20 protein-coding genes are annotated in these 17,747 nt (G+C 39.3%); 16 read left to right on the top strand and 4 right to left on the bottom strand.

Annotated elements, in window-relative coordinates:
• Nucleotides 1-38: 38 nt before the first annotated feature.
• The 5 genes from rsmG to LZD48_RS12760 all read left to right on the top strand — a co-directional run bounded on the left by rsmG (nt 39) and on the right by LZD48_RS12760 (nt 4,669).
• The gene (rsmG, locus tag LZD48_RS12780) at nt 39-755 is read left to right on the top strand and encodes a 16S rRNA (guanine(527)-N(7))-methyltransferase RsmG (protein WP_235763123.1); all 717 of its coding nucleotides are present in this window, start codon (nt 39-41) and stop codon (nt 753-755) included.
• Between the two features lie 249 nt (nt 756-1,004).
• Entirely contained in the window at nt 1,005-1,865 is an 861-nt protein-coding gene (gene noc / locus LZD48_RS12775; RefSeq protein WP_235763122.1) for a nucleoid occlusion protein, read from the top strand.
• A gap of 203 nt (nt 1,866-2,068) precedes the next feature.
• Nucleotides 2,069-2,842 (top strand): ParA family protein, encoded by a 774-nt coding sequence (locus tag LZD48_RS12770; RefSeq protein WP_235763121.1) that lies wholly within the window; start codon nt 2,069-2,071, stop codon nt 2,840-2,842.
• Complete coding sequence (locus tag LZD48_RS12765) at nt 2,823-3,659, top strand: ParB/RepB/Spo0J family partition protein (protein ID WP_235763120.1); 837 nt, start codon at nt 2,823-2,825, stop codon at nt 3,657-3,659. The genes LZD48_RS12770 and LZD48_RS12765 overlap by 20 nt, the downstream gene beginning before the upstream one ends.
• Nucleotides 3,660-3,964: 305 nt before the next feature.
• Complete coding sequence (locus tag LZD48_RS12760; RefSeq protein WP_235763119.1) at nt 3,965-4,669, top strand: DUF554 domain-containing protein; 705 nt, start codon at nt 3,965-3,967, stop codon at nt 4,667-4,669.
• A 34-nt stretch (nt 4,670-4,703) separates the two neighbouring features.
• Here LZD48_RS12760 and LZD48_RS12755 read toward each other — a convergent pair whose 3' ends face one another.
• Nucleotides 4,704-4,910 carry a hypothetical protein gene (locus tag LZD48_RS12755; protein ID WP_235763118.1) on the bottom strand — a complete coding sequence of 69 codons (207 nt, stop codon included), beginning with the start codon at nt 4,908-4,910 and terminating at the stop codon, nt 4,704-4,706.
• 441 nt (nt 4,911-5,351) lie between these two features.
• A complete protein-coding gene (yyaC, locus tag LZD48_RS12750; RefSeq protein WP_235763117.1) occupies nt 5,352-5,969 on the bottom strand; it encodes a spore protease YyaC in 618 nt (205 codons plus the stop codon).
• Between the two features lie 78 nt (nt 5,970-6,047).
• Between yyaC and LZD48_RS12745 the strand changes: the two genes are divergently transcribed.
• The 6 genes from LZD48_RS12745 (at nt 6,048) to rpsR (ending at nt 10,156) form a co-directional block, all read left to right on the top strand.
• Nucleotides 6,048-7,061, top strand: coding sequence for a YkvI family membrane protein (locus tag LZD48_RS12745; protein ID WP_235763116.1), 1,014 nt, complete (start codon nt 6,048-6,050; stop codon nt 7,059-7,061).
• Between the two features lie 86 nt (nt 7,062-7,147).
• Complete coding sequence (locus LZD48_RS12740; RefSeq protein ID WP_235763115.1) at nt 7,148-7,342, top strand: DUF951 domain-containing protein; 195 nt, start codon at nt 7,148-7,150, stop codon at nt 7,340-7,342.
• 388 nt (nt 7,343-7,730) lie between these two features.
• The gene (gene ychF / locus LZD48_RS12735; RefSeq protein WP_235763114.1) at nt 7,731-8,831 is read left to right on the top strand and encodes a redox-regulated ATPase YchF; all 1,101 of its coding nucleotides are present in this window, start codon (nt 7,731-7,733) and stop codon (nt 8,829-8,831) included.
• A 157-nt stretch (nt 8,832-8,988) separates the two neighbouring features.
• Entirely contained in the window at nt 8,989-9,276 is a 288-nt protein-coding gene (rpsF, locus tag LZD48_RS12730) for a 30S ribosomal protein S6 (protein WP_235763113.1), read from the top strand.
• A 15-nt stretch (nt 9,277-9,291) separates the two neighbouring features.
• A complete protein-coding gene (ssb, locus tag LZD48_RS12725; protein WP_235763112.1) occupies nt 9,292-9,828 on the top strand; it encodes a single-stranded DNA-binding protein in 537 nt (178 codons plus the stop codon).
• Between the two features lie 94 nt (nt 9,829-9,922).
• A complete protein-coding gene (gene rpsR / locus LZD48_RS12720) occupies nt 9,923-10,156 on the top strand; it encodes a 30S ribosomal protein S18 (protein WP_235763111.1) in 234 nt (77 codons plus the stop codon).
• Between the two features lie 58 nt (nt 10,157-10,214).
• Here the strand turns inward: rpsR and LZD48_RS12715 are convergent, their stop codons facing one another.
• Nucleotides 10,215-10,883, bottom strand: coding sequence for a DUF6198 family protein (locus LZD48_RS12715; protein ID WP_498072166.1), 669 nt, complete (start codon nt 10,881-10,883; stop codon nt 10,215-10,217).
• A 142-nt stretch (nt 10,884-11,025) separates the two neighbouring features.
• Nucleotides 11,026-11,523 (bottom strand): DUF1189 domain-containing protein, encoded by a 498-nt coding sequence (locus tag LZD48_RS12710; protein ID WP_235763109.1) that lies wholly within the window; start codon nt 11,521-11,523, stop codon nt 11,026-11,028.
• A 459-nt stretch (nt 11,524-11,982) separates the two neighbouring features.
• On the opposite strand from LZD48_RS12710, the gene LZD48_RS12705 reads away from it, so the two are divergent.
• The 5 genes from LZD48_RS12705 to yycF all read left to right on the top strand — a co-directional run bounded on the left by LZD48_RS12705 (nt 11,983) and on the right by yycF (nt 17,742).
• Nucleotides 11,983-12,924, top strand: coding sequence for a YybS family protein (locus LZD48_RS12705; RefSeq protein ID WP_235763108.1), 942 nt, complete (start codon nt 11,983-11,985; stop codon nt 12,922-12,924).
• A 33-nt stretch (nt 12,925-12,957) separates the two neighbouring features.
• Nucleotides 12,958-14,934: a DHH family phosphoesterase gene (locus LZD48_RS12700; RefSeq protein WP_235763107.1), complete on the top strand. Its 1,977-nt coding sequence runs from the start codon at nt 12,958-12,960 to the stop codon at nt 14,932-14,934.
• A complete protein-coding gene (gene rplI, locus LZD48_RS12695) occupies nt 14,931-15,380 on the top strand; it encodes a 50S ribosomal protein L9 (RefSeq protein ID WP_235763106.1) in 450 nt (149 codons plus the stop codon). Before LZD48_RS12700 ends, rplI begins: the two co-directional genes overlap by 4 nt.
• 157 nt (nt 15,381-15,537) lie before the next feature.
• Nucleotides 15,538-16,911, top strand: a complete 1,374-nt coding sequence (dnaB, locus tag LZD48_RS12690; protein WP_235763105.1) for a replicative DNA helicase — start codon at nt 15,538-15,540, stop codon at nt 16,909-16,911.
• A 129-nt stretch (nt 16,912-17,040) separates the two neighbouring features.
• The gene (gene yycF, locus LZD48_RS12685) at nt 17,041-17,742 is read left to right on the top strand and encodes a response regulator YycF (RefSeq protein ID WP_235763104.1); all 702 of its coding nucleotides are present in this window, start codon (nt 17,041-17,043) and stop codon (nt 17,740-17,742) included.
• Nucleotides 17,743-17,747 lie beyond the last annotated feature (5 nt).

Below are 17,747 nucleotides of genomic sequence, written 5' to 3'. Positions count from 1 at the left end.
AGTACGTTAACATAAGCATAAAGGAGCGTTATCTTTAGATGAATCCAGAACAGTTTCGACAAGCTCTCTCGGAGCAGGGGATTGAATTAACCGATGAACAAATGAATCAGTTCGCTATTTATTACGAGACCTTGGTAGAATGGAATGAAAAAGTAAACCTTACAGCAATTACAGCTGAAGAGGATGTTTACTTGAAGCATTTTTATGATTCCATAACACCTGCATTTCATCATGATTTTACCGGCGAACAAACAATTTGTGATGTAGGCGCTGGTGCAGGATTTCCCAGTATTCCATTAAAAATTTGCTTTCCGGAGTTAAAAGTAACAATTGTGGACTCCTTGCAAAAACGGATTGTCTTCCTGAATCATCTTGCTACTGCTTTAGATCTCGCAGGCGTATCCTTTTATCATGACCGAGCGGAGAGTTTTGGCAAAAATGTGAAGTTCCGCGAAACATATGATATTGTTACGGCTCGTGCTGTGGCGAGAATGTCGGTATTAAGTGAACTTTGCTTACCATTAGTGAAGAAAAACGGCATATTCCTTGCTCTAAAAGGAGCCCAGGCTGAAGAGGAATTAGAAAATGCCAAAAATGCAATAGAATTATTTGGTGGCAAGACGATTGGTCAAAAAACATTCACACTGCCACAAGAAGATAGCGAAAGAACAATCTATTGGATTGAAAAACGTAGAAAAACACCAAAAAAATATCCGCGCAAACCTGGTACACCGAATAAAAATCCAATCGAATAACAATTCTGCCCGCTAATGAATATTAGTGGGCAATTCTTTTTTTTTAAATAAAAGGTGATCCTCATGCACTTTCAGAATGAACCACGCATGAAATATATTGCTAAATAGGTCCTTTTATTACGTAATTATGGTAGAATATTATAAGATAGAGAGAACAGAGACTCATAGAGTAAGATAAAATGTTTCACGTGGAACATTTTATCATCATGCACTAATTTAGCGTAAAAGTATGTAAGGTGGTGTCAACTAGTGGTGAGTCCTTTTAATCGGCTTTTTGGAATAGGGGATAAATCGAATTCGGAGGCTCAAGAAACAGAATTCCTTCCGAATGAGGTCGTCGAATTGGAAGTTAAAAAAATTGAGCCCAATCGATTTCAACCTAGAACAATTTTCGATGATGAGAAGATACAAGAATTAGCGCAAACCATTCATACACATGGCATGATACAGCCAATTGTTGTAAGAAAGTTGGATGAGGATCGCTTCGAACTCATTGCTGGTGAGCGCAGATGGCGAGCTGTAACTTCCCTGGAGTGGGAGCAAATACCAGCGATCATTCGTGAAATGTCCGATACAGAAACAGCTTCTGTAGCCTTAATCGAGAACCTTCAGCGTGAAGAGTTGACAGTTATTGAAGAAGCTAGGGCATATTCCCAATTATTGGAGCTTCATTCTTTGACACAAGAAGCACTTGCGCAACGTTTAGGTAAGAATCAATCTACAATCGCAAACAAATTAAGGTTATTAAAATTACCAGAACCTGTTCAAGAAGCGCTGTTACAAAAAGAAATAACGGAAAGACATGCGCGGGCGCTTATTAAATTAAAAGATGAAACGAAGCAATTGGAAATTCTGCAGTTGATCATCGATCAAGAACTTAATGTGAAACAGACAGAAGAAAGAATCGCTGCATTGAATGTGAAAGAAGAAGCTCCAAAGCGGAAGCGAGCACAATTAAAAGGAATAAACAAAGACATTCGCATTGCAATGAATACGATTCGGCAATCCCTTTCCATGGTCTCTGATACTGGAGTTAAAGTAGAGTCGGATGAGCAGGAGATGGATGATTATTATCAAATTACGATTAAAATACCAAAAAACAACCAGTAATAATCATCAGATATGGATTATATCCATTTAAAATACCCATCTTTTCACGTGAGATGGGTATTTCTGCAAGATTTTAAACAACATATATTTTTGTGTTATTTACTAGTAAGTTTGAATCAATTTATATTAGATTACTAAAAAAATAGTCTAACTCTAGTATTTAATGATAAAATAAATAGTATATTTTTTAGGTAGGTGTCAACATGGTAAAAATAATGTCCATCGCAAATCAAAAGGGTGGCGTCGGGAAAACAACATCATCAGTTAACCTGAGTGCAGGACTGGCTTCATTAGGAAATAAAGTCCTTTTGATCGACACGGATCCACAAGGAAATGCAACAAGCGGAGTAGGGATTAATAAAGCAGATGTACCGTACTGTATCTACAACGTACTTGTTGAAGAAGTTCCTGCAGAAGATGTGATTGTTTCCACAGATATGGTCAACTTAGATATAATACCTGCAACGATTCAACTTGCTGGGGCGGAAATAGAGTTAGTACAAATTATGTCGAGGGAAATGCGGCTGAGTAAAGCATTAGAACAACTTCAAGAGGAATATGATTATATTATTATCGATTGTCCACCATCATTAGGTCTTCTTACGCTTAACGCATTAACCGCCTCCAACTCCGTCATCATTCCAGTACAATGTGAATATTACGCTTTAGAAGGATTAAGTCAGCTCTTAAACACCATCAGACTTGTTCAGAAGCATTTAAATAAACATTTGATGATTGAAGGTGTTTTACTAACAATGCTTGATGCACGAACGAATCTTGGAATTGAAGTCGTAGCCGAAGTAAAAAAATATTTCCAGGAAAAGGTGTATAAATCGATTATTCCACGGAATATACGATTAAGTGAAGCACCGAGTCACGGTCAGCCAATCATTAACTATGATCCTAAGTCAAAGGGAGCAGAAGTGTATCTTGAATTAGCAAAGGAAGTGATGCAGAGTGGCGAAAGGGTTGGGTAGAGGTCTAGAAGTGTACTTTCCCGACATGGGAGAGCAGGATGAACAGATGGTTGAAGAAGTAGCAATCAATGAATGTCGCCCAAATCCGTATCAACCAAGAAAAACATTTCATGCGGATGCGATTGAAGAGTTAAAAACAAGTATTCTAGAATACGGAATTATCCAGCCTTTAATTGTACGAAAAAGCATCAAAGGTTATGAAATTGTAGTAGGGGAGAGACGATTCCGCGCAGCAAAAGAAGCAGGATTAGAGACAGTTCCGGTTGTTATAAAAGAGCTTTCCGATGAACGGATGATGGAGCTTGCTTTACTAGAGAACTTGCAACGGGAAGATTTGACTCCAATTGAAGAAGCGCATGCTTATCGTAATCTAATGCATGAGCTCAAAATTACTCAAGAAGAATTATCAAAGCGTCTTGGAAAGAGCAGATCCCACATTGCAAATACTGTTCGGTTGTTATCTTTGCCGGATCAAATTGTTGCCTATATTAATAATGGTGAGTTATCTATGGGACACGGGAAAGCGTTAATCGGATTAAAGGATAAGGCAAAATTGATTCCACTTGTTGATAAAATCCGCAAAGAAAAGTTGAATGTTAGACAAGTAGAGAAGCTTGTTGTTGAATTGAATGAGAAAAAACCGGTGCGTCAGGAAAAAACGAAAAAGAATGTATTCATACAAGAACGTGAAGCAATTTTACGTGACCGATTAGGCACTTCTGTCACGATAAAGCAAGGAAAGAAAAAAGGTAGAATCGAAATTGAATTTTACAATGATGATGACCTTCAACGCATCATCGAATTTCTTGAAAAATAAGAAGAAGGACCAACGATTTATTTGTTGGTCCTTCTTTATCACATTAACGGTCTGTAATATCCCAGCTCTAAGCGTGAGGAAAAACCAACATGTGAAGGTGTGGGATAAACAGTCCGTAAATCCCTGAATCTGTTCAACTAACACGCAGTGGGGAAAAAAAAGCCCCCCACTGCGTGAAGTTTCACTTTATCAATTTAGAATGGAATACATATTACATGAAAATGTTTCACGTGGAACATTGAAAAAAATTTGATTATATGTGTTGTTCCACGTGGAACACGAAAGGGAATACGAAGGTGTAAATGATGGTCTTATTTGGAACAATTGTAAATGCGTTATTAATTGTTGCAGGCAGTATTATTGGGATGTTTTTCACTCGTATCCCAGATAAATATAAAGAAACAGTGATGCATGGGATAGGACTTGCTGTTATATTAATCGGTCTACAAATGGCTTTTTCCACAGAGAATATTGTCATTGTACTCATTTCTTTATTGTTTGGTGCGATAATCGGGGAGTTCATGCGGATAGAAGATGCTTTAAATCGATTAGGGATGTGGCTGGGAAGCAAGTTTACGACAAAAGATGATACGATTAGCGTTTCGCAAGGGTTTATTACAGGGACGATGATCTTCTGTATCGGCGCAATGGCAATCATTGGTGCATTAGATAGTGGAATAAGAGGGGACCATGAAGTTCTCATTACAAAAGGGATAATTGACGGTTTTACAGCCCTTGTATTGACGACTACCTTAGGGTTCGGGGTTGTTTTTTCGGTTATCCCACTCATCCTTTATCAAGGGGCGATTACGTTATTCGCTACTCAAATTGAAAAGTGGGTTCCGGAAGCGATGCTAAATGGATTAATACTTGAAATAACATCGGTCGGTGGTTTACTAATTGTCGCTATTGGGTTGAATTTATTGAAAATAAAAGAAATCCGTATTGCCAACCTAATGCCTGCCTTATTCCTCGTTGTACTGATTTATTTTATTTTCCAGATGTTTTAGCCATATAAAAATAGAGTCACTATAAAAAGTGGCTCTATTTTAAGCTATCTACATATTTCTTTGCATCAATTAATGACAGGCCTTTTTCCATACGCACATATTTCACTGCCTTTACATCACCAACCGTAGCAATCTTTTCTTTTACCAATTGCATAAATTCTTCATCATTCTCTAAATGGAGTGGTTGCTTGTTCCGTTCTGCCAGCCGATTGATTCGTTTCGTTTGTCCATAAATAATCAAAAGAAGAACTCCATTTAAAAATAATGAAGCGATGAATAGCCACTCTATATCGATGAATAAAACCTCCAGTTAGAGTCGTTTCATCACGCATTAACGGTCTGTAATCCCCCTTTGAACGTGAGGGAAGCCCAAAATGTGAAGGTGGGAGAGAAACAGTCCGTAAATCCCTGATTCTGTTCAACTAACATTCAGTGGAGGTACCTTTCCCTCCACTGAATGAAGTTTCACTTTATAGAATAAGATTTTCTATAATCTATCACTCTAACAAAAGCATACCAAATAATGGGAAGGGAACACAAGAAAATATAAAGAATCAATTTAATGAATTTTATAATACGTAATTAATGCATCACCATCACCAATGTAGTTGAGTTGGTTCGTTCCCAACTACATATGGTGATGGAAAAGCCGACTTTGGTAATGATGAAAATCATTCAATTGTTAAATCATTTCGTTTCTTTCCGGGTAATGACGCAGAACAGCAGGCCGGATAAAACTTGGACTTAATTGTTGATCGATACGATCCAGTAATTCAGCGAACGTTTCGGCCATATCCATCACCATTGATAATCTAGTGCTTTGCAAAACAGCATGATCCATAAAACCACCTGAATTTACAACTCCTGTAAGATGAATTTCTCCAATCTCCGGAAGTGCCTTCTTTAAGGCAGCACCAGGCTTCAAAGGGCCAATTCCTGTTATTAAATGACCGATGGAAGCATGTCTCCCTAAGCAAGCATCAACTGCAATGATAAATGGATGCCTATGTTTATGTTTAATATCACTGATATATTCTGTTAAATTTGTTGCGTGAACCGGTTGATGGAGGGTGCCGTAGATGTTTAAATGCCTCGGTTTTTTTGCAGTAAGTAATGTGCCGGTTAAAGGTCCAAGCGCATCTCCTGTCGAACGATCGGTTCCAATACAGACGACGATGTACTCACGTGGCAATCGCGGGAACCAGGAAATAATCTTTTCGCTCACCCTTTCGATAGCTTGTTCTTCATTGTAATGGATTCGAAAGTTGGAATTCTCTTGTTCTGACGTTTTCTGATTCATAGCTTATCCTCCAAAAACATATTGGTATAGTATATGGCTTTTTTCTGAAAACTATACATCATGAGCGGAGGAATAAGCATGATTCGTGCAGGGATAAAGAATATGTTTTTAATAACAGGTGCAATAATGGGGGCGGGTTATGCGTCAGGGAGGGAGATATGGCAATTTTTTGGTGCGGGAAGTGGACTGGCAATTCTTTTGTTCACGGTTTTCTTTATTGTCTGTACAACAACAATTTTAAATATCAGTTATGAATTGCAGAGCACGAATTATGTTCCAGTACTTCATCGGTTGACGGGAAAGAAATTAGCATTGGTTTACGATTATTTAATCTTCATTTATCTTTTTAGTGTAACGGTCGTGATGATTGCGGGTAGTGGGGCAACGTTCGAGTCATTTGGAATCCCATTTTGGTGGGGAATTATCTTTATTATTGCAGGACTATTAATTATTTTTAGTAAAGGAATTAGTGAATTATTAAATATCAATCAATTACTAATGCCATTGTTAATCATAGCTCTTGTTGTAATTCTTCTCGTTTTTATGAAAGACGGGGATATATCATTCCATCGTAATTGGGAAAAACAGGACAATTGGACTGCTGCTTTTCCATTTACTGCATTAAACATTTTACCGTTAATTGCTGTATTGGGGGCAATAGGGAATCGGATAAAATCCAAAGGTGAAATATATATCGCCTCCGTTTCAAGCGGTCTCATACTCGGTATTATCACATTTATATACAATACAAACTTAATGGAGCTTGCTGAACAAGTAGAGTTACCTGCCATCCCGCTATATTTAATTATTAATAATTATGGACAAACTGTAATTGTCGTTATGATGCTGATGCTTTGGCTTGCTATTTACACAACGGCTGCAGCAACTTTGCTAGGGATGGTTACTAGAGTAAATAAAAAACTCAATCTATCATTATTAAAAGCAGCTGCGATTATGTTGACGATTATGCTGCCATTCAGTCTTATCAGTTTTACTCAATTAGTTGCATTTATTTACCCATTATATGGAATATTGAATCTATATATATTAGTCAAACTACTTCTTTATCCGGTATGGAAGAATAATAGGTGAATTTTAATTGTAACAGAGGCACAAACACAGGTATAATAAGGAAAGAGCACATTTGCGTTGTAAGATCTATCAAAGGAGGAATCAGATTGGCGGATAAAGAATTTACTTTAAATGATATTGTTGAAATGAAAAAACCACATCCTTGTGGAGAAAACCGCTGGAAAATCATCCGCATGGGCATGGATATCCGTATCAAATGCCAAGGCTGCGACCACAGTGTCATGATCCCTCGTCGGGAGTTCACGAAAAAACTTAAAAAAGTCCTCGAAAAAGCGGAATAAATTTGGATAGAGGGTTTGAACGATATTAATACAAAAGGCTCTAAAAACAGCTAACAGTCAATTTTGTTAGCTGTTTTAGTGTCTATACGGTTTAAATAGCATATTATTTTTTCTTTTCATTCGAACTAATGGAAGGCTTGGTTCTTGTAATGTGTTGTTTTAAAACCTTTTATAAATCATCTATATTTGATAAACATCCCAAAAAGATAGTATGATAATAGAGGAGTAGTCAAGGAAAACGTAAATATGGCATGCAAATGACAAAAGTAGGTACAAACTTGTTACCTATTTTTCTTTTTTTAGTTTTTTCTTTTTCCGATTACTTATACTATAATTGGAGTAACGAACGCGTTCGTGACGAAAGAAATCCTTAAGGAGTGGAATTTTAATGAGCCTTACAGCAGGAATCGTTGGGCTTCCGAACGTTGGAAAATCTACATTATTCAACGCAATTACACAGGCAGGGGTCGAAGCTGCAAACTATCCGTTCGCAACAATCGATCCAAACGTCGGTGTAGTGGAAGTACCTGATGAGCGTCTAGATAAATTAACCGAACTTGTAAAACCAAAGAAGACGGTACCGACAGCTTTTGAATTTACCGATATCGCAGGAATTGTAAAAGGGGCAAGTAAAGGAGAAGGACTTGGTAACCAATTCCTTTCCCATATTCGTCAAGTGGACGCCATTTGCCAGGTCGTCCGCTGTTTTGAAGATGAGAACATTACTCACGTGTCTGGAAAAGTTGATCCGATTGATGATATCGAAATCATTAATCTGGAGTTGATTTTAGCAGACTTGGAAACAGTAGAGAAACGTTATCAGCGTGTGGAAAAGCTGGCAAGACAGAAAGATAAGGATTCTTTACAGGAATTAGAAGTGTTAACAAAGCTGAAAGAAGCACTCGAAAATGACAAGCCAGCACGTACAGTCGAATTCAATGAAGACCAGGATAAAATTGTGAAAGGGCTGCATCTCCTTACAAATAAACCGATCCTTTATGTTGCGAATGTGAGTGAAGATGAAGTTGCTGATTCTGATGCGAATGAATTTGTGCAGAAGGTAAAAGATTATGCGGCAGAGGAAAATGCGGAGGTAATTGTCGTTTGTGCAAAAATTGAAGAAGAGATTGCTGAACTGGAGCCCGACGAGAAAAATATGTTCCTGGAAGAGCTAGGTATTGCAGAATCAGGCCTTGATAAACTGATTAAAGCCTCGTACAACTTATTAGGCTTTGGAACATATTTCACTGCAGGTGAGCAGGAAGTGCGCGCCTGGACATTTAGAAAAGGAATTAAAGCACCACAAGCAGCTGGAATTATCCATACGGACTTTGAGAGAGGGTTTATCCGTGCTGAAACGGTATCCTATGATGATTTGCTAGAAGCAGGTTCAATGGCAGTAGCTAGAGAAAAAGGAAGAATTCGTTTAGAAGGGAAAGATTATATCGTTCAGGACGGCGATGTTATCCATTTCCGCTTTAATGTATAAAATTCCGTGAATAAACGTAAAAAAAGGGATCTCGAAACCTTGTTTAAAGTAGAATAGTTTGTTATAATATCTTATTGTGAGTAATTATATTTTATAAATTGCTCCTTGCTCCCAGAAAATTACTGGAAGCCGCTAAGACCAAAAGGAGGTGTAACGGATGAACAAATATGAAATTATGTATATCATCCGCCCAGATATCGAAGAAGAGGCGCAAACAAACCTAATTGAGCGTTTCAACAAAATTCTAACTGATAATGGCGCGGAAATCACAAAAGTTGATGAGAAGGGCAAGCGTCGTCTTGCTTATGAAATCAATGAATATCGTGATGGATACTATGTTGTCATTAACTTCACTGGCGGTGAAGAAGCAGTTAACGAATTCGACCGTCTAGCTAAGTTCTCTGATGATATTGTCCGTCATATGGTAATTCGAGATGAACAATAATAAGGAGTGGTTCTGATGTTAAATCGTGTCGTATTAGTAGGCAGGTTAACAAGGGATCCTGATTTACGTTATACACCAAACGGAATAGCAGTGGCTAACTTCACTGTCGCAGTGAATCGTCCTTTTTCTAATCAGCAGGGAGAACGTGAAGCAGATTTCATTAATGGTGTCGTATGGCGCCGCCAAGCGGAAAACCTTGCAAACTTTATGAGAAAGGGTAGTTTGATCGGTGTCGATGGTCGTTTGCAAACACGTACGTATGAAGGTCAGGATGGTAAGACCGTTTTTGTAACAGAAGTTGTTGCAGATAGCATCCAATTCCTGGAGTCAAAAAATGCTTCTCAAGATAGAGGCGGTGGTGCACCAGGATACCAGCCGAACCAGAACCAATTTCAAAATCAAAACCAGAATCAGTTTGGTGGACAAGGCCAGTTCCAACCAAGCCCGAACCAAAACCAAGGCCAAGGTCAGAGTCAAGGTCAAGCAACGGAAGATCCATTCCGCAATAATGGAGAACCGATTGACATTTCAGATGATGACTTACCATTCTAACATTGGTTAGAATGGCTAATAAAGAGTTAACTTAACTGTTCGTAATGAACAATCGATTATATAATTTACATTTAAGAGAAGGAGGTAATCGCTCATGGCAGCTCGTCGCGGACGTGGTGGTAGACGCCGTAAAGTATGTTACTTCACAGCTAACGGTATTACCTATATCGATTATAAAGATGTTGATTTATTAAGACGTTTCATTTCCGAACGTGGAAAAATTCTTCCTCGTCGTGTAACTGGAACATCTGCAAAATATCAGCGTAAACTTACAGTAGCTATTAAACGTGCTCGCCAAATGGCACTTCTGCCATTTGTTGCGGAGTAATACAAAAACACCTCAAAACGTTATTCTTTCGTTTTGAGGTGTCTTTGTTTTTTCTTTTCTAATTACTGCTACTCACTTCCATGTTTCGAATACGAATCAGCCGGTTATACACATCCATTAAAAATCCGAGTCCAAACATAAAGAATAAAGTACCAATACCAATCCCGGACATTTCAGATCGATATAAAATAATACCAATACTAATGAATAATGGCACAGCCGTAAATAAAATATTTCCGACTGTATAATTTTTCATCAACTTACCGAATGCTTTCAATAAATAGTCCGTCGGTAAGTAAATCGAGCCAGCTTGGAAATAAATACTGACGCCGATGGCAATAAAATTAAGGCCAACAAACAAATACAAACCGCGTATGAACGTATCACCTGGAATGTAGATTGATTGATGGAGGTATAAGAATAAATCAATAAAACCTCCAAAAATAAAGGCGAGAATGAGACTTTGTCCAATCATTTTTAAACTAAGTCTTACGTTCATCAAATAACTAAGCAGAAAAGAAAACATATGTAAAATAATGACACAAACTCCAACGGAAAATGGTAAGATATATGCTAAGTTTTCCCCTGCAGAAGTCCACGGTGCACTTCCGAAGTTCGCTACAATCATGAAACTATTACCTAACGCATTTAATGAGACTGAAAGAATATAGATGAATAATTGTTTCGTATGAATTTTACTGATACCTCCATTTGAAAAAATTACCACACATCAACGGTCTGTAATCCCCTAGCTCTAAACATGAGAGGAACTCAAATGTGAAAGTGGGAGATAACAGTCCGTAAATCCCTGATTCTGTTCAACTGACACTCTGTGGGGAAGTAAGGAACCCCCAGAGTGAAGTTTCACTTTATTTGTTCTTCTTCCGTACTCTCCGCTTCGGATACTTCAAGATCATTAAAATTAATAGAACGAGAGAATAGATAATCGCAAGGAACAAATATTTATCAGAGATTGGTAAAAATGATGCGAGCAGCATATATGCGAAGAAAGGAATCGTCGTTGTGAAAGCAAGCAGCTTCCAAATGATCTGATACCTTAACTTTCTCTTCATCAGTTTCGCCATTCCGATTCCAACATACGCCATTACAGAAATAAACAAGAATACAGCGATTGTTAATGGCAGATAATAGAACATAAAGAAATAAATCAATTTTAAAATCACAGGTAACCCGCCAGCGAGCCCCTCTGTGCTCCGGAGCTGAAGGACGAGATGTGGAATAGAGACGATAAAAATTAAAATAAATAAGTAAAAAACAACGATATCCATACTGATCCGGTTTAGCTTGAACATCGCATTTTTATTAGGCAATTTTAGACTATTAATAAATGCATCTATGAGAATCATGGGCTCCATCCTTATGTAAACATACTTATACATTATAATTATAGATGATATCCCAAATAAATGCTTTGATTGTGGCTGAAATTTCAACAGGGAAATCACCAATTGAATTGGATAATTCAGTAATCTGAATGAATTTCATAATTACCAATGTCGGCTTTCCCATCACCATATGTAGTTGGGAACGAACCAACTCAACTACATATGGTGATGGTGAAGCATTAAATACATATTATGAAATTCATTAATCTGCTAAAAAATATTACCCGGGAAATAATTTCGGGAAATTTCGACAAGCAATAAGTAGAGAGTCATTTCGAAATGATTAATTCCTAGAGCATATCGTGACAGGCAGTACATTCTCTTGAAGGATTTCACGAACGTTAACCACGAAATAATAGAGGCTTTCATGTTAAGATAAGAGGACAATATAAATTAAAAAAACAGAGGTGCATGCAAGAAATGAACGATACAAAAAAACTGACAGAAGGAGCACTCATTACAGGAGTTTACCTTATTCTCCTGTTTGTTACATTAGTACCGATTTTATCAGCTTTTGTGATGATTCTGCTCCCGCTGCCTTTTGTCATTTACACATCAAGACATGGAATTAAGCCAGGATTGCTTGTCGTAGCAATAGCTTCTCTTATTAGTATGATTCTAACGATTATATACTTACCACTTACCCTTATGATGGGAGCAGTAGGGTTGTTAATTGGTCATGCGATTAACAAAAAACGTACCGCTTATGAAACATGGGCTTATGGAACGCTTGGTTTTATCGGAGGCCTGTTATTTACGCTTGCTTTCACGCAAGTTCTTCTTGGAGTGAGTTTTGTTCAAGAAATCGAAACGATTGCAACGGAGCAAGTCGATTGGTATATTTCTCTTATGGAAGGAGTAGGTCTCGAGTCCGAAGAATCCGTAGACATGGAAGCATTATTTATAGAGCAAATTCATTACTTTGTTAACCTGATGCCAGCTTTCGTTGCTATTATTGCGGTATTTTTAGCGTTTCTTGTACAGTGGGTTAGTTATAAAGTATTGAACCGGATGGAAGATAAAAAACTATACTTTCCACCATTTCGTAATTTAAAATTACCAACGTCTATCATCTGGCTTTATTTAATCGTCATTATTGCATCCTTTATCACGCTTGATCCGAACGGTGTTATGTTTATTGGTGTGCAAAATGCACTGATTATTTTAGAAATGTTACTCGTTATTCAAGGATTCTCATTCATCTTCTTCTTTACGCATTATAAGAAGTGGTCGAAGGTAATTCCTATTGCAAGTATCGTGCTAACTATCCTGTTTCCAATATTTCTCCTTTATTTCGCTAGGATCTTAGGTATAATTGATATAGGATTAAATTTGAGGGCTCGCCTTCAAAAAAATAAATAATTTTTAACGGAAGCAAAATTGGAGTGAACAGTTATGCCGGAGATAAAAAGGAAGCGATTATTAGAAAATCATATTTGGATTATCTATATTCTATCCGCCATTTTGCTTGCCATCCTTTTTTATTATGAGTGGAAAGTTGGAATAGCAGGCACCATTCTACTGCTCACTTCATTAGCTTATAGTATGCATAAAGAAAATAAGCGTATAGAAGAGCTGCAAAATGAAATCAAGCTAATTTCAACCCGCGTCAAGATGGTAGGGAAAGAGGCTTTAAGTGAGCTTCCTTTTGGAATTGTGCTTTACGATGAGAATTATAAAATTGAATGGGCAAATCCGTATATGCGACAATTTAATTCAGATGAAGCAGAAGTGATTGGTTCCTCCCTTAATTTCTTGTCGGAAGAATTGATTACAGATATTAAAGAAGATCGAGATGATACGATTATTCCATTGGATGAATATTATTTTCACACGAAGATTAATAAGAATGAGCGGTTAATTTACTTTATTGATGAAACCGAACGAGAACAATTACGCATCCTTTATGAAAACGATCAGACGGTTTTATTTGTTATTTTCCTTGATAATTATGAAGATATCACGTTGCCAATGGATGACACGTCAAAAAGTCAGCTCAATTCAGAAGTTACTGCCCTAATTAATGATTGGGCGAAGCGGAACGGTCTTTATGTGAAGCGGACTTCTCAGGAACGTTTTCTCGCGATCGGAACGAGGGAGATCTTAAGACAAATAGAAGAAGTGAAATTCGATATTTTGGATGAAATTCGGGAAATCACCGGGGATCAGAGTACGAATGTCACGCTAAGTATCGGAGTTGGCCAAGGGGACGTGCCTTTACCACAGCTTGGTGAACTTGCCCAATCGAGTCTGGACTTAGCGCTTGGCCGAGGTGGGGACCAAGTGGCGATTCGGGATGAGGCCGGCAAGGTTCGTTTTTATGGTGGAAAGACAAATCCGATGGAAAAACGGACCCGCGTCCGTGCCCGAGTTATTTCTCATGCAATGACAGACCTTGTGAAAGTGAGCGATAATGTCATTATTATGGGACATAAATCACCGGATATGGATTCAGTTGGTGCAGCGATTGGGATTTTAAATATTGCAAAAGCCAATGGTGTGGATGGTTATATTGTATTTGACCCAGATGATGTGGATACAGGTGTACAGCGTTTAATCGATGCGATTCAGGCTGACGAGGAGCTCTGGGCACGATTTATCGAACCAGACCAGGCAGAGGATATTATGACGAGCCAGAGTTTAATTGTTATCGTTGATACACATAAACCATCAATGGTCGCTGAACCTGCTTTACTTTCAAAGACAGAATATAAAGTGGTGATTGACCATCATCGCCGCGGTGAAGAGTTTATTGATAACCCTACACTTGTTTATATGGAGCCATATGCGTCTTCAACCGCTGAACTCGTGACAGAGTTATTGGAATACCAGCCAAAAACAATCAAGTTAAGAATGCTCGAAGCAACCGCTCTGTTATCTGGTATTATAGTAGATACGAAAAGCTTTACGTTAAGGACAGGTTCCCGTACCTTTGATGCAGCCTCTTACTTAAGGGCGAAGGGTGCAGATACTGTACTTGTTCAGCAGTTATTAAAAGAAGACCTCAGTATTTACTTGCAGCGCAGCAGATTAATCGAGCGAACGGAAATATACCGAGAAAAAATCGCCATTGTTGCTGCAGAGCCAGGGGACACGTACGGGCCTGTATTGATTGCCCAAGCCGCTGATACACTTCTAACGATGACAGGAGTGACCGCCTCCTTTGTAATCTCTGAGCGCGATGACGGTCGGGTTGGTGTCAGTGCCCGTTCGCTTGGACAAATTAATGTCCAGATTATAATGGAACGAATGAACGGCGGTGGACATTTAACGAACGCTGCAACTCAAATAGAAGATACGACCGTTCATGATGTTGAATTATTATTAAAAGATATCATTGATGAATATTTCGAAGGGAGAGAAACGGAATGAAAGTAATTTTCGTGAAAGATGTAAAAGGTAAAGGAAAGCAAGGAGAAGTAAAAGACGTAGCAGAAGGTTATGCAAGAAACTATCTCCTAAAAAATAAATTGGCGATTGAAGCAACGCCAGGAAACTTAAAAGCGCTCGACGCAAAGAAACGGAAGAGCGCACAGCAAGAACAAGAAGAAAAAGAGGAAGCAATCCAGTTAAAAGATAAACTCGCTGACTTAACAGTGGAATTACAAGCGAAATCAGGGGAAGGCGGCCGCTTATTCGGCTCCATTACAAGCAAACAAATTGCTGAAAAGCTAGCGAAAGATTATGGACATAAAATCGATAGACGTAAAATCGAACTAGATGAACCAATTCGTGCTTTGGGCTACACAACCATACCAATCAAACTCCACCCAGAAGTATCCGGATCCATCAAAGTCCACGTCACCGAACAAAAATAATGGGACATGGGGGTCAGAGCACTTGTCCCAAAATTTGGGGCGTAAGGGAGGGGGCAACTGTCCCAGAAAACCCTGAACAAAGTCGTCCCAGCGACTCACGAATCTCACGTGAGTCCTTTTTTACTTCATGAATCGACATAAGAGAGGAGGAACCACCATGGATCAAGGACTAAATAACCGTACACCACCACATAATATAGAAGCGGAACAATCGGTCATCGGAGCGGTATTTTTGCAGCCGGAAAGCTTTACCAGTGCATCGGAAATTTTGATGCCGGAAGACTTTTACCGGGCGAGTCATCAACGGATCTTCGCTGCAATGTTGCAGCTTGCGGACCGGGGTGAACCAATCGACGTCATTACCGTTACGACTTATTTGAATGATCGGAAGCAGCTAGAAGAAGCAGGCGGGGTTACGTACCTCATGCAAGTCGCTGAAAGTGTGCCGACCGCTGCGAATATTGAATACTATAGCCGGATTGTAGAGGAGAAAGCATTGCTTCGCCGCCTCATTCGTGCCGCAACAGATATCGTCACTTCAGGATTTGAGCGCGAGGATGAAGTCGATGACGTTTTAAATGAAGCGGAGAAGACCATTCTTGAAGTTTCCGGAAGAAAGAACAGTGAAGGTTTTAAAAATATAAAAGACGTACTTATTGACGTTTATGATAAAATCGAGCAGCTTCATGAAAATCAAGGAGACGTAACTGGGGTTCCGACTGGTTACCAAGAACTCGACCGGATTACGAGCGGGTTCCAGCGAAACGATTTGATTATTATCGCCGCCCGTCCTTCCGTCGGTAAGACCGCGTTTGCCTTGAACGTTGCTCAAAACGTTGCCGTAAAGACGAATAATAACGTTGCGATCTTCAGTCTCGAGATGGGAGCGGACCAGCTTGTCCAGCGGATGCTCTGTGCGGAGGGAAATATTGATTCCCAGCGGCTAAGGAGTGGTCAGTTGCAGGCAGATGACTGGGGAAAGCTAACAATGGCAATGGGCTCTTTATCGAATGCTGGGATTTTCATTGATGATACACCAGGTATTCGGGTAAGTGAAATCCGTTCGAAATGCCGCCGGTTAAAACAAGAACATGGCCTTGGAATGATTATGATTGACTATTTACAGCTCATTCAAGGAAGCGCCGGCTCCCAGGAAAATAGACAACAGGAAGTTTCCGAAATATCCCGTTCTCTAAAAGGATTGGCAAGAGAGCTGGAAGTACCGCTTATTGCACTGTCACAGCTCTCTCGTGGCGTTGAATCACGTCAAGATAAGCGCCCAATGATGTCCGACCTTCGGGAATCGGGAAGTATTGAGCAGGATGCTGATATTGTTGGTTTCCTGTACCGTGATGATTACTATGATTCCGAATCGGAAAAGCAAAACATTATTGAAATCATTATATCCAAGCAACGTAACGGTCCAACCGGTACCGTCGAACTTGCCTTTGTGAAAGAATATAACAAATTCGTTGACTTGGACTATCGCTACAGCGAACAAGACATCCCACAAGCACCCATCCAAGCATAAAGCACGAGCACAAACCTCGTGCTTTTTTGAATTGGTGCGGGACTTGGGGTCAGACCAAATAGGTACAGACAGATTGGCAAAAGTACGTTAAAATAGAGGTAAGCGTTACATGAAAAGGATGTGGCAAAATTGAATCAGAAAATATTAGTTGTAGATGATGAACAACCAATTGCAGATATATTAAAATTTAATTTAGAAAAAGAAGGATACCAAGTTATTGTTGCAAACGACGGTGACGAGGCAATCCGGATGGCGGAAGAGGAGGATCCTGATCTAATTCTCCTCGATATTATGTTGCCGAATAAAGATGGAAATGAAGTCCTGCGTGAAGTGCGTAAAACAAAGAGCATGCCAATTATTATGCTGACCGCAAAGGATTCAGAAATTGATAAGGTGCTCGGCCTTGAGCTTGGTGCGGATGACTATGTGACCAAGCCATTCAGTAACCGTGAGCTCATTGCCCGGGTAAAAGCGAATTTGCGCAGGCAGCAGCTGCCAGAGGAAACAGAGAAACCGACGAAAAACATCGTCATTGGAAATCTTACTGTTTTCCCGGATGCTTACGTTGTTTCCCGTGACGGGGAGCAAATCGAACTAACCCACCGTGAGTTCGAATTATTACATTACCTTGCTCGTCATATCGGACAAGTCATGACCCGGGAGCATCTCCTTGAAACCGTTTGGGGCTATGACTATTTCGGGGACGTTCGTACTGTTGACGTAACGGTAAGAAGGCTGCGTGAGAAAATAGAGGAGAACCCGAGTAACCCAGCATGGATTGTAACCAGGCGCGGGGTTGGTTATTATTTACGTAATCCTGATCAGGAGTAGTTGCG

The sequence above is a fragment of the Oceanobacillus alkalisoli genome (assembly GCF_021556485.1).
In the GTDB taxonomy this organism is placed as follows: domain Bacteria; phylum Bacillota; class Bacilli; order Bacillales; family Amphibacillaceae; genus Oceanobacillus; species Oceanobacillus alkalisoli.
Note: the sequence above shows the minus strand (reverse complement) of the source record. Positions and strands in the feature narration are given on the sequence as shown.

Bases quoted from the DNA above. Each gene is read 5' to 3' on its own strand.
- rsmG (WP_235763123.1), top strand. From the start codon at position 39: ATGAATCCAGAACAGTTTCGACAAGCTCTCTCGGAGCAGGGGATTGAA.
- LZD48_RS12770 (WP_235763121.1), top strand. From the start codon at position 2,069: ATGGTAAAAATAATGTCCATCGCAAATCAAAAGGGTGGCGTCGGGAAA.
- LZD48_RS12760 (WP_235763119.1), top strand. From the start codon at position 3,965: ATGGTCTTATTTGGAACAATTGTAAATGCGTTATTAATTGTTGCAGGC.
- yyaC (WP_235763117.1), bottom strand. From the start codon at position 5,969: ATGAATCAGAAAACGTCAGAACAAGAGAATTCCAACTTTCGAATCCAT.
- LZD48_RS12745 (WP_235763116.1), top strand. From the start codon at position 6,048: ATGATTCGTGCAGGGATAAAGAATATGTTTTTAATAACAGGTGCAATA.
- ychF (WP_235763114.1), top strand. From the start codon at position 7,731: ATGAGCCTTACAGCAGGAATCGTTGGGCTTCCGAACGTTGGAAAATCT.
- rpsF (WP_235763113.1), top strand. From the start codon at position 8,989: ATGAACAAATATGAAATTATGTATATCATCCGCCCAGATATCGAAGAA.
- ssb (WP_235763112.1), top strand. From the start codon at position 9,292: ATGTTAAATCGTGTCGTATTAGTAGGCAGGTTAACAAGGGATCCTGAT.
- rpsR (WP_235763111.1), top strand. From the start codon at position 9,923: ATGGCAGCTCGTCGCGGACGTGGTGGTAGACGCCGTAAAGTATGTTAC.
- LZD48_RS12710 (WP_235763109.1), bottom strand. From the start codon at position 11,523: ATGATTCTCATAGATGCATTTATTAATAGTCTAAAATTGCCTAATAAA.
- LZD48_RS12705 (WP_235763108.1), top strand. From the start codon at position 11,983: ATGAACGATACAAAAAAACTGACAGAAGGAGCACTCATTACAGGAGTT.
- LZD48_RS12700 (WP_235763107.1), top strand. From the start codon at position 12,958: ATGCCGGAGATAAAAAGGAAGCGATTATTAGAAAATCATATTTGGATT.
- rplI (WP_235763106.1), top strand. From the start codon at position 14,931: ATGAAAGTAATTTTCGTGAAAGATGTAAAAGGTAAAGGAAAGCAAGGA.
- dnaB (WP_235763105.1), top strand. From the start codon at position 15,538: ATGGATCAAGGACTAAATAACCGTACACCACCACATAATATAGAAGCG.